This window comes from Paenibacillus sp. FSL R7-0340, from assembly GCF_038002205.1.
Taxonomy (GTDB): domain Bacteria; phylum Bacillota; class Bacilli; order Paenibacillales; family Paenibacillaceae; genus Paenibacillus; species Paenibacillus polymyxa_B.
This window is the reverse complement of sequence record NZ_JBBOBY010000001.1, coordinates 1,743,568-1,755,189: the sequence shown is the minus strand read 5'-3', so window position 1 is coordinate 1,755,189 and position 11,622 is coordinate 1,743,568. Positions and strand designations below refer to the sequence as shown.

General features: G+C 46.3%; 11 protein-coding genes. All 11 read right to left on the bottom strand.

What is annotated here, in order from left to right; genetic code table 11:
• Positions 1 to 509: 509 nt before the first annotated feature.
• Genes MKX59_RS07840 through MKX59_RS07790 form a run of 11 tightly spaced genes read right to left on the bottom strand, consistent with a single transcriptional unit; the run spans position 510 to position 11,591 of the window.
• Positions 510 to 986 (bottom strand): antitoxin YezG family protein, encoded by a 477-nt coding sequence (locus MKX59_RS07840; protein ID WP_053325932.1) that lies wholly within the window; start codon positions 984 to 986, stop codon positions 510 to 512.
• Between the two features lie 7 nt (positions 987 to 993).
• Positions 994 to 3,768: a DNA/RNA non-specific endonuclease gene (locus tag MKX59_RS07835; RefSeq protein WP_340858051.1), complete on the bottom strand. Its 2,775-nt coding sequence runs from the start codon at positions 3,766 to 3,768 to the stop codon at positions 994 to 996.
• A gap of 21 nt (positions 3,769 to 3,789) precedes the next feature.
• Complete coding sequence (locus MKX59_RS07830; RefSeq protein ID WP_071558385.1) at positions 3,790 to 4,182, bottom strand: DUF4280 domain-containing protein; 393 nt, start codon at positions 4,180 to 4,182, stop codon at positions 3,790 to 3,792.
• A 15-nt stretch (positions 4,183 to 4,197) separates the two neighbouring features.
• Positions 4,198 to 4,722: a hypothetical protein gene (locus MKX59_RS07825; protein WP_028542476.1), complete on the bottom strand. Its 525-nt coding sequence runs from the start codon at positions 4,720 to 4,722 to the stop codon at positions 4,198 to 4,200.
• Entirely contained in the window at positions 4,704 to 5,351 is a 648-nt protein-coding gene (locus tag MKX59_RS07820) for a hypothetical protein (RefSeq protein WP_023989846.1), read from the bottom strand. Before MKX59_RS07820 ends, MKX59_RS07825 begins: the two co-directional genes overlap by 19 nt.
• Positions 5,348 to 6,760 (bottom strand): hypothetical protein, encoded by a 1,413-nt coding sequence (locus MKX59_RS07815; protein WP_023989847.1) that lies wholly within the window; start codon positions 6,758 to 6,760, stop codon positions 5,348 to 5,350. Before MKX59_RS07815 ends, MKX59_RS07820 begins: the two co-directional genes overlap by 4 nt.
• Positions 6,757 to 7,356 carry a hypothetical protein gene (locus MKX59_RS07810; RefSeq protein WP_071558384.1) on the bottom strand — a complete coding sequence of 200 codons (600 nt, stop codon included), beginning with the start codon at positions 7,354 to 7,356 and terminating at the stop codon, positions 6,757 to 6,759. The genes MKX59_RS07815 and MKX59_RS07810 overlap by 4 nt, the downstream gene beginning before the upstream one ends.
• A gap of 25 nt (positions 7,357 to 7,381) precedes the next feature.
• On the bottom strand, positions 7,382 to 8,158 hold the full coding sequence (locus MKX59_RS07805; RefSeq protein ID WP_023989849.1) for a hypothetical protein: 777 nt from the start codon (positions 8,156 to 8,158) through the stop codon (positions 7,382 to 7,384).
• Positions 8,159 to 8,176: 18 nt separating this feature from the next.
• Entirely contained in the window at positions 8,177 to 8,329 is a 153-nt protein-coding gene (locus MKX59_RS07800) for a hypothetical protein (RefSeq protein WP_023989850.1), read from the bottom strand.
• 60 nt (positions 8,330 to 8,389) lie between these two features.
• Positions 8,390 to 8,902, bottom strand: a complete 513-nt coding sequence (locus MKX59_RS07795) for an RDD family protein (protein WP_076295853.1) — start codon at positions 8,900 to 8,902, stop codon at positions 8,390 to 8,392.
• A gap of 37 nt (positions 8,903 to 8,939) precedes the next feature.
• The gene (locus tag MKX59_RS07790) at positions 8,940 to 11,591 is read right to left on the bottom strand and encodes a molecular chaperone (RefSeq protein WP_053325936.1); all 2,652 of its coding nucleotides are present in this window, start codon (positions 11,589 to 11,591) and stop codon (positions 8,940 to 8,942) included.
• Positions 11,592 to 11,622: the final 31 nt, after the last annotated feature.

Here is an 11,622-nt window from a genome sequence, read left to right as displayed (position 1 = left end):
GTAGGTGGGTAGCCTTTAAACGTTACCCTGCCTGTTGTATGTCAACTGGTCGTCACCAGATTATCCTTACAAAATAAAAATCTTAACTACTTCAAAATTCGTTGCGTGCTTCCTTGTAGACATTATTCAGAAACAGCCTAACAATATAGTAGTTGGACTATCCTGCAATTTAGGTGCAACGTCTCTAACACTATATCCATCAGGACAGCGTACTCTACAGTTGGGAAGAATGCCAAAAAATCAGGGAGAAAACAAAAATAACAAAAAACAGGTCAATCATGGTGGGTTCTGACCATAATCAACCTGTTCGAAGCAACAGAACAGTATTATTAAGAATATAAAATTAAAGCATTGATGTGCGTATAAAAATAATGGGAAAATATTTTTACGGATATTACATAGGTTATATGTGTGTTTGGCTGAAAGAGGGGTTCATTCGGCACTGGGTAGCCCCATGTCGCGAAATTCTCCCTATAGTTTGTCATAGTCAGGTTAGTTCTACAGAGCTATTAATCTTGACTATTTAAATAATTCTCTACAAACAGTTTATTCTTTTCATTCTCAGGAAGTAAACCTAAATATCGATACTCAAAAATCATTTGTCTTTGAGTTGAGGTTAGTGTCGAAGCTATTATATCTTCATAATCATAATGAATCTTCAACTTACCAGGAAACTTCAAAGTTAAGGTTAAATTTGTCCACGCGTCTTGATCGTTGTCTATAAATATTTGTCTTAATTCTTTAAATTTTGTTTGCAATTCTAATAGTAATTTGTCGTAAATTTTTTCATTCACACTATATTTTTCAGGAATATCATGGGAGTATATAAAAGCCTCATTCTCAGAAGTATTGAAATAAAAATATACCTCTCTAGATCCATCCAGTATTTCGGCATATAAGTAAATCTCGTTCCAGTTGTCGTCAGGTATCATACTTAAAACATGCTCTGCTATTAAGGGGTAAAGCTGATCCATCTGTTGCTCCATGATTCTATCAACCTCCAATTTGATTCTCTATTGTGATTTTCTTTGTCCTACCGCTATCAATCGAATACTCTACTATAAAGCTATCAGGTCTAGCAGAATTACCAGTGTATTGGGGGTTTATTTTTACTTTGACGCTTTCTTTTCTTTCTAACGCTGATGCCCATTCTTGTTCCATCTGATGCCATTTTCCACCAGCTTCGTTAATTTGGGAATTCATTGGAAGTAAGTTATCAATATCCCCAGAACCTTTAAATTGACTACCAATTAAATGACCACCATCATCTCTATCTGGATAATCACCTCGAATTCTGTCTGTTTCTCCCACATTACTTTGAGCGTATTGATTTCTTGTTCCTTTGCCGAGTTGTAAATCAGCCTCGACACTTTCAATACGACCAAATTCATTTGTTTCATAATTATATCCTTCTGGTGTTGTGTACTTTGCATTCGGTTTTAATATTTTTTTGTTACCGACTTTTTCAATTTGTTTTCCATAAGGGATTACAGTCTTACTAACTTCACCAGTCCCATCAACCTTTTTCGCCGCGCTCTCTTCCATTTCCTTCATGACCTTGTTGTAATTCTTCTGCACATCCGTCTGTGGAAGTGGTCCGCTGTCCATCTTATTAACGTGCGGAACTGGCGCTCCGTTGGCTGTGGCCAACTTCCCGGGGCTGAGGCCGTCTGCCATTTTACTTAGTTGCTCATTGAACTTCTGACCCAGTTTACTGCCGGACTGCTCCAGCTTGGTTAGAGCTTTGCCAAAGCCTGCCCCGACTGCATCTACACCTTTGCTAATCCATTGCGGTGTAACCTTGCTGCCTACCTTTTCCGCGAATCCGCCGATGGCCTTGCCTACTTTGGAATCCAGTACGCCTACGGTGACAAAACCTAGTCCTGCGTCTTTTGCTACTGAGCCCCAGTTGATCTTTTCACCACTTAGCACCTGACTCGCCAAATTTTCCGCGGCATTTGTTACACCGCCGATCGCTGCTTTTCTTAGCAACGTTCCTCCTACACCGAGTGGACCAAAGATCGCTCCAGACACTGCCCCGATCCCCGCTTCTTTTAAGCCGGTCAGGGCATAGTCACTAAAGTCGCTCACTTCCCCTCGGGCGATATCCGATGCCGCCAAACTCGCTACGCCCAAGCCGCCTGCAAGCAGTGCTCCTCCGGCTACCGCCGCAATGACCACCGTACCCGCTCCAAGCGTCGCTACCGTAATGGCTGCTACCACGGCTACGGCTGCGACAACCGCCAAACCGCCCAAAATATTCATCCCCAGCTTGCCCCAGTTAAACGGTTCAGGGGGTGGCGGCGGTGGAGGTGGCTGCCCTTCCTTCGGCTCATCGTCGAACGGCGGGTACGCGGTTCGGTCGCTACCGTCCGCCCATACATTTCCTCCCAACACGTGGTATTCGTTCTCTACCGAAAGTCCCGTGCTTCCTCCCGTCTGGTACGCCATGACCTGACTGGTTCCGTCAATAATGATTTTCTTCGGCGTATTCAGAATGATTTTCTGCTCTGCTTCTAGTGTTAGCTTTTTGGGACTAGTTATTTCAATCCCAGTAGCATCGTCCAGACTCATCTGCAATGTCCCACCCGGATCACCCATGATATGGATGCGACCCGGTGCCATTTTCAGCTCACTTCCATGCTCCGTACCAAAATATCGATCATTGGGATTACTCGTTTTCGCGCAACCGTCTCCATTTGTACGAACCGCACCCAAAATCATTGCTCTGGAACCAGACGCATCTGGAAAATACAGGCTTGCCTGTGTTCCCACCTTCGGCATACTGTACATCGCACTTCCCGTTGGGGGAGCGAATGGATACCAATGCGGCTCGGATACCCCATCATCCTTATCAATCGTCAGCCGCAGCTTCACTTCCTCTCCCCGAACCGCGAGAACCTCTCCTTCCAGTGAAATCCCGATTGTTTTGGGATTGGGGATGAAATCACTGCGAATGCCCTCCGCGCGGGCCAACACATAACTGAATAGCAAATGCCCCTTTTCCATGCGGCTTCGCAATTCAGTTACAATCATTGTTTTCTGGCGAAATTGCACCTCGTCTCCAAGAGCATACCGTTCTCCGCTTTCGATCTCGTATTTGAAAAAGTCGGTATCATGTAGCCCGGCTGACGTTCCGCCTGCCCACTGATAGCCCTTTAAATCTTTACTTGCCGTATAAGGCGTATCCTTCCGAATCGTTCGTTGGGTGCCAGCAGGCATGCCGAAATACAGCTTCGGCGCTGCGGACTCCCATATGTCGCTGACCACCACTGTATGTAAACGGCTCGCCATCCGTTTCATAAGCTCCCAGTCGGTTTCATCATATTGTAAAATGGCTTCGCCTACCGACTGCTCTCCGGTCTGGAACAAGACATCACTTTGCTCATAGCCTTGAGCAAGCTTGTGCACTAACTGTCTATATGTTTGTTTTTCCTCAGGAAAAGACCGCTTTCTTTTGACAATATCCAGCTCAAATGAGCCACTGATTCCTTCCAGTGTAAGTGTATATACTCCATTATGGTTCTCAACTTCCACCGTATGGACGACACCCTTAAACAAGCTGATTTCTTCTTGTCCATTCTGCGCATACACATGTAGCTGATCCTCTGAGGTCGCATCTAGCGCAGCCGTGGCATGACTCGACTCCTTACAAATGCCTGTGAGTGTAATACGCCCATGCTCACTCGGCTTCCACTCGATCTGAACATCCTTTAAGACCTGAATGGGGTAGGGGGAATCTATTCGAATCTGATCATATCCTATCATGTTTTCAAACCTCCCTTCCAGCTACTCCTCCTGCTGGCCATTCGTATGAAATTCGATAAATCCATGATATAAACAAGTCTGAAATGAAGAGGTCGTCAAGGCTGGCTGGCCTTCCACCTTTGTCTGTTCTTTTGTGTTTTTCCACTTATCCATCAGCATCGGCAGGCATGGTTTCCCTGAGATTGTGGAGCCATCTTCAGCGATCAGATATATAGTCTCGGCACTCGGCTGTTCCGGACTGTTACAAATTCCAAAATGAGGGACATTTTCAGGAGAATAATCTCCTTCATTCATCATGGGTTTACCATTAACAAAAGCCCCGTGGCTGTTCGGCAAATTGATCTTTCGAGGATGGGTCCCGCAAGTGCAACGCATACAGGCCCCCCGTACGACATAATACTCATTGTCTGACATGTGCCCTTTCCCTCCCTATTTCACCTCGACTTGCTCCAAAGCGATCCCTGTGTAATCACGCCGCAATATACTTTCCGCCACGTCTAAACGGACGATGATCATCGGGATAGCACTCTCCTGGATTGTAAATATCTTGTGGCTCCGAATAGCATCTGCTTGTAATACCAGCTTTCGAAACACACTTTGATCCAAATTCCATTCACTTTCCGGATGTACAGCTGTGAGCCGCTCCACAAAAGGAATATAGTAATTCTTCTGTATCCTCTGTTCGATCTGAGTAAGTATCGTTAATTTCATAGGCATCTCCGGCACATAGGCCTGGACAAGACGCTTTAAAGCATCTGAAATAAGAGGAATGGGACCTTCTAGATAATCAATAAAAATACTTTCTGCATCTGCCTTCACGTGAAACATCAATGGCTTGACAATATCCTCCGGCTGCAAATCATACAGCTTCCACGGATCAATCGTTTCCATCACCTTTTGTAGCGTAGGAACATTGGTATACCGCACATCCTGCTTTAAGAGGAAATAATCCATGAAGATTCCCCCTCTCGTGTCTCGGCTCCCTCACTATGCGTAAAACGGCACAATATTTCGCTATCATCTCGATACTCTCCGGCAAATATCGTGCATATGTCAGCTTTCGGCAACCTTTCTAGTGAAGGGGAAGCAACGAAGGCGGGCATCTGACTTTTCAGAAACTCAACGGTGAGCAGATGGTATTTAACCGCTTCAATTTGTTGAATTTGCTCAATATCCATCGTCGTAATCTTACGGGCATAATCGGACTTGAGCTTTTCCAGCTTAGCCATGCGATTGAACAGAGGCTCGAAAACAAAGTTTGCCGACCATTCCACAGCGCATTCAGCCTCATCCAGAAACCAATTCTCATCATAGGCGTCTATACGATAAACCGCTCTATTTTTCATAACACGGGTTCTGAGCAAGGAGATATAAATATATCGAATATCCCCCTTGCGACCTTGCTCGTGCTGAAGGGTAGCGAGCTGGCATAGCGACTCTAAAGCTGCTAAAAGCTCCTCTTCAATGGCTTGCTGCCGTGCCAGAAAGTTGTTTTCAATAAGTGCCAAATCATGTAGCCATTCCGTAAATACGTGCTTTTCCAGCAAATCCTGCAACGCAGCATCCCGATCCATGAGCTTCATTCAATGTTCACCTTACCCCCGGTTAATCTCACATCGTCCATGATGTCGAGTTTGGCTCCGGATTGAATAAAACTTACGCCTTCTTTCCCCTCCATAATAATTTTCGCTCCCCCTGTAATTTGGATATCTTCCTGAGCAGACAGGGTTATTTTTTTGTTACTATTAATTTCAATCCCGCCTTCATCCGTGAGACGCATGAGCATTTGCCCACTGTTGATAATTTCTACTGCACCAGGCTTGAAAACGACTTGTTTGCCGTACTTGGTGCTGATACTTTTGACCGCAGGATCACTCCTTTTAACCGGATCAGAGGAGGCAAGATCGACAGAACTGGCGGCAAAAGCATGCTGCTCCCGTTCATCCGGAAAGTACAGACGAATTTGATCCCCTGCTTCTGGCATAACATACCAGCCGCTGCCATCAGGAGAAGAATAAACCGTAGAATAGGGAAACCACATAGCCCCGGATGCAGTCGAGTCTTGATCAATTTCCAGCTTGATTTTCACTTTTTCTTTGGAAATATCAATCACCTTGCCAAACAGAGAGGCTCCTGACAGATCATAGGCATAGACGGTTGGGCATTTTAACCCATGTGCATCTCGTAAAATGTAACGATTCACGATCAGATTTCCTTCTGTGGTCGTTTCCGCCTTGGCTATGTAAAGAGTTCTTTTATGAAAAATGACGGAACTACCGAGTTCTAGCACTTTGTTGCTGGTCACTTCATAGCTCAAGCTGTTAGACTCGCCATATTCCGGCAGTCCGTTGCGGGACATGAGCTTGTGCTCCTTCAAGTCTTTTTTTATGGAATAGTTATGTTCGTTCAGCGGTTGAGGGGCACTAGAATGGGGGACACCAATCACATATTTCAGTCCTTGTTGCATCGTAATTGGAATTAAAGCAGCATGTAGCCGAGAAGCAATTCTTTTGACAAAAGCCCAGTCCGTTTCATTGTATTGCACTAATAATTCACCGATAGCTGCGCCATGAGAAGCCTCATCAATCACTTCTGCATCAGTATATGAACTTGTAACATGCGAAAACAGTTTGTTATACGACTCTCCTGTTTTTTGGAATGAACGACGTTTAGGGCGAATGTCCATCATTAAGGTTTCACTGCTAGCCTCAATCGTAAGCTCGCGTACTCCGTTTACAGCTTTTACAGCAATATTCGTGACAATTCCCTGAAAAAACCGGATCTCCTTGCCTTCACTCTTTAAAAAGACTTCGATGTGCTCATCTTCATCCGCTTTTTCTACGTATTGATCCAGCTTGTCCTCCGAAACAATTCCACGTATGCAGAAGCTCACATGTTCGTTTAACTGTTTAATGAGATGGATACTTAATACACGCTGAAACTGATAAGGGGCCACCTGAACATCTGCTGTGGTGTAAATGGGGTTACTCATTCATATCCCTCCTTTTCTGCCTCGTCAACCGTTTGAATGGTACGAATCATCTGTAGGGCGACATCCCGCCATTCAGCATACTGCTTATACGGACAACAAAATGTTCCCATGACCGTCTTTCCTTCCAGCTCAAAGTAGAACATATTGTGGTAGATGGGCTGGTCCAGCGCAGGACTTTTAAAGTCAAAATAGCCAATCTGCTTACCATGTATCTCTTCTATTTTTTCTTCATAAAATACGTGGGCAGGATTCATATTTTTCATCATAGCCTTCATGCCAGAAGTGAGCTGCTCCACCCATTCATCTTGTAACGTCTGGTCCACCCGATTCAGGGTAACATCCACACTGCCCAAATCATTCGTCAAAATCATTTCTGGACGTTGCTCATGAGGATATTTGATCTTTTGTAAATGCTTGGGCATTGGAGTAAAGATAGAGGGGACATGCATTTTCAGCCGATCCTCAAAAAAAGATCGCTCTTCAAACACATAGGATTGACCGTTAATGATTATGGGTCCTGCTAAAATATTGTTAGACCTCTTCAGCTTCTCCATCTCACGGAGCCGAGCCAAAATCTTTTCATCCTCATATTTCATAATGCACACTCCTCTACCTGATTTTCTAATCCACAATCATCCGTCCTGCTCCGCCGCCCTGCCAACGGCCTGCTGTTCGTTTTCCACGTCCGGCGCCTTCTAGAATAAGAACTAGCTGTCTATGCAACTGAGCATGAGAATAATCTCTGTATTCCGCACCATTTCGGTTTGCAATGTAATGCTGGATAGATTCTCTGTCCACGGCTTCCAGGTTCAGGCACATAAGCGCAAACATACAATCCATCGGATCTGTGGCACCACTTTTAAGCAGTTCGGATGCGAAGTAGCGCATCGTTTCCGGGCGCAATGTACTCTGCTTCAAACCCGCAAAAGGAGCATAAATATCGCTCCATGTATTGAATTCGGTAGCCATGTCAGCAAAATCCTGATAATCCGAGCGAAGCACGGCTCCATCTTTGAGCTTGAATCGGCCCAGCTCCATCTCATCCAGACCGATCTCTGCCTCATCCTCCAGCACGATATCTGCATGATGGGCTGTGAAATCCGGGCGATCTGTTTGTTCCAAAAAGAGCAGCTTCAACACCGACAGCCGCCCCGTGGCCGCATACGGCACTTCCTGCTCCTGCTCCAGCAGGTATAGTCTGTCCTTGTGCTTCACGATGCCTCTACCAATGGTCAGCGTGTACTCCCCTACAGTTACGTTCATTCCGGTAATAATGCCATCCGAAAAATCCTGATACCGGATATCCAGAAAACTGCGAGGGTAGTCTCGCAGGTTCTCTAGCATCTCGGTTTTAAGAATACGGCCCTTCTCAAACTTCGGAACGATATGCGTTAACATGGTGCTCCCCTCCTTTCCCTATTCTTCTTTATTTAGGGGAACAGATAGCCGATTCACACCGGGTGCAGGAGGCGGAACAGGAACTGCATCATCGATGGGTTGAGCTTTACTTACTCCAAGTAGTCCAGTAAATAGGCGAATATTCTTTTCTAAAAATCTGCGTATATCCATCGTGCTCCCCCTGATTGAAAACTACGGTTCATAATAATCTTAGAATCTATTTATCCACCTTTACATCCCGGCTCCCCGTTGAGCCTGCTCACGAAGGATATAGTCCAGCTCGCGTTTGTCCACAACATAGGTACGGGCAATTAGATCGTGGAGGGCCTGTTTTCTCGCCGTAAAGGCTGCCATGATAAAGCCGACGAACAAAATGATGACCGATATAAGCTTACTCCAGTAGCGGGCACTTGCACGTCCAAAGCTGAGCTTGTGATTAAACTCATCTACCACAACGATGCCGAGAGCCAGCTTGCCCACCGTGGCTTTGCATTTGGATGATTCCATAAGCGCATAATATAGCCATATAGCCCCCCAATTCAGCAAGGTCTGTCCTATTGTTTTCATTGTAAAAATATAAGGCGATCCGTCTGAGAGCAAAGAGCTTTCTGCTGGAGAGGGTACCCAATCCCCTAAGGCCCGAATTACAATCCAGATCAATCCAATTATTAAAAATACAAACCATAGAATAAGACTATCGATGATATAAGCTAAGGTGCGTTTCCAAAAACCCGCATACAGCATGCTGTCCCCTCCAAATGTGTTTACTTTTCTTATTCAATTATTTCGTGCCGTCAAAGAAATCCAGCTCGGAGAGATCATTTTCGAAGGCAAAAAAGCGTTTGGGACCCAGATGCAACAATTCATCTCGGCGGGTAATCGGGACTACATAAAAGCCCCAGCGGCTATCCCCGACAAAAACAAAATATTTCGTTTCCTCATTGCGGATGGAGTCCGTATCATCTTGCGGGATATCCCGCCCATACAACACGGCAATTTCCTCATACGGCATGGGTTCAAAAGCTTCTGGCCGACTACGATACACATGGCGCTGACGCAGCTTGCCACCGTCGGCCGTCAGGAAGAACTCCACCTCAGCCGCATGAGACGGCCGGGAAATAGAACCGCGTACCCGGTTGCTCTCCAAACTCGCAATCAGCTCCTTCTCGCGTCCCGTATGTGTCCATGCGCTGACCGTATACGGAATAGCCGGAATATGATTGGTAATGACAGGCTCAATCGTGCCCATTTTTTTAGCGTTCAGGTAACGGATAGCCCCGCGCAGACAGGCCATTTTCAACTCAGGTACCCGGCTGAGGTCCTCTGCCTTTTGACGAAACTCAATACTGCGCCCTGGTACAAATTCCTTGAGTGCTTCGCGAAATACGTCAATCCGGCAGGACTGCCCGGTTAGCTTGATAATCGAATAATCCTGCAAGCGCCCCTCCAGATAAAAATCATCCAGAAACTTGCGCACAATATTGTAGATGTCTGCCTTAAGAAGTTGCTGTATCTCCCGAATGTTAAACACCACATCAGGCAAACCATATTCATCACGAAACCGTCCGTTCTCGATGACTGAAACCAGCCAACGATCCATCACTGCAATGTTCAGGTCGCTTTCAGCAGATAATACCTGCTCGGATTCGAAGCGGCTGCGCAAGATCCCCGTACGTAGAAAAAATTCCTTTTTCATATTTTCTGCCGCGCTCCACAACAGATGAAAATTACTCAGTACCCGCTGATATTCATCCCGTGTAGCATGCTCATACTGTTTGAACGCGGTAGGCAAGATGGCCTCTGCCTCACGGTAGCGTTCCTCCAGTCCCGCATATACAGCATCTACACCAAACTCATCCACATGACGGTACAAATCTCCCGAAGGAATACCGATCAGGGCATCAATATCGGTGTCAGGCAAACGAGTCTCCGCAGCATAATAACCTGCAAATACAATTTTCATAAACTGCATAATCCGATACGTCAGATTGTTTCCGCCAAAATTGGTATCCCCATTTTCATACGTTGTGTGAATATCCAGCTTGTAAGCAATACGTCCGTCCTCAATTCGGAATCGGCAGGAAGACAAATCTGTCGTGCCTCCACCACAATCAATGACAAGTGCCTGGTACTCCTCACCGTCCGCAAAAGTCCCTCGTTCCATCTGGTCTGCCAGCGTGTTGTACAGCACCGCCAGCCCTTCGTCCAACGCATCCTCCGCTTCAATCCGGTAATCAGGCAAAATATCGCTAAACATCTCTATAAATTGGGGCTGCAGCTTGACCGGAGCAGAAAAGTGCAGATTGCGGAACCGACACTTAAATTGCTGCTCGGCTGTAGCAATCACATAACGGATAAAAGCAGCTAAAATATCGCTGCGGGAGGCAGTTGCTGTATTCCCCTCGGAATCCATTAATTCCTCGATTCGCTTGTAGTCGTTGACCCACCGCTTGATTCCCCGTAATACTGTCGCACGGCTGCCTGCCACGTCAGATCCACGTAATGCATCCTCCCCAAATACATAAAGGATATGTTCCGGATTGGAGCAGTCTGCGACGCGAATAGCAGTCGGCAATACTTCGATCCAGTCGCCTTCTGCCCCTTCTGGGCCGGGGAATGACACATAATTGATGGCGTTCAGCCTTACTGTGCTGCTCATACCTGTATCAGGGGCCGTAACGTAGGAACTATCCAAATAAGCACCTGCTGTGGTGTTAGAGGTGCCAAAATCAATCGCAAGTACCGCATCTGTAGTTTCCGTGCCTCGAATGATCAGCTCTGCCACCGGAACCCGGTGACCTTGAAGCTTCAGCGGCAGCATCGGCTTATCTCCATAGTAGAGGTTATAAAAATATTCTGATTCCTGTCTTCGCAGAAATAGCAGGCTATAACTATGATTGGACGTCTCTCGCAGTTCAGCGTCGCGATGACGAGAAAGATAATATACGCCTGTTCGTCCCTCATCCTTCACCAAATTCAAAACACCGCACAGTTCTCCTGTCGTATTCACCAGCAGCACATTAGATGAGCTCAGCCAGGGCAAATCGGATTCGATCCGGTAGTTGTCCATGCGACCTGTGCGTACACCCTGATACAGCGTGATTTTAGCGGGAACCCGGATACCGCTGCTCTCCTGCCGACGGTCGTTCCAGTTTCGCTGTAGAGCCGATTCCATGCGTTCAAAACCGCCAGGGTTCGGCCTTGTGATGAGTAAATGCTCTTCCGCGCTCCGAAAACGCAAAATCACGCGAATCAATTCTTCACGTGCCAGGCGATTGGCAAAGCCCTCGACCAGTCGTTCCTTATCGCATATTCCGCGTAACTGAAAGGTCGTCATTTGTTCCAATTCCGCCCGCGTGTATTTCGCCGTGAAGCGTATGCTTTTTCGATCGGTGAGCGGGTCTAGCAACCTGTATGTATAGGGTCCGTTCATCGTTCACATGTCCTTTCTTAGCCATTTAGCC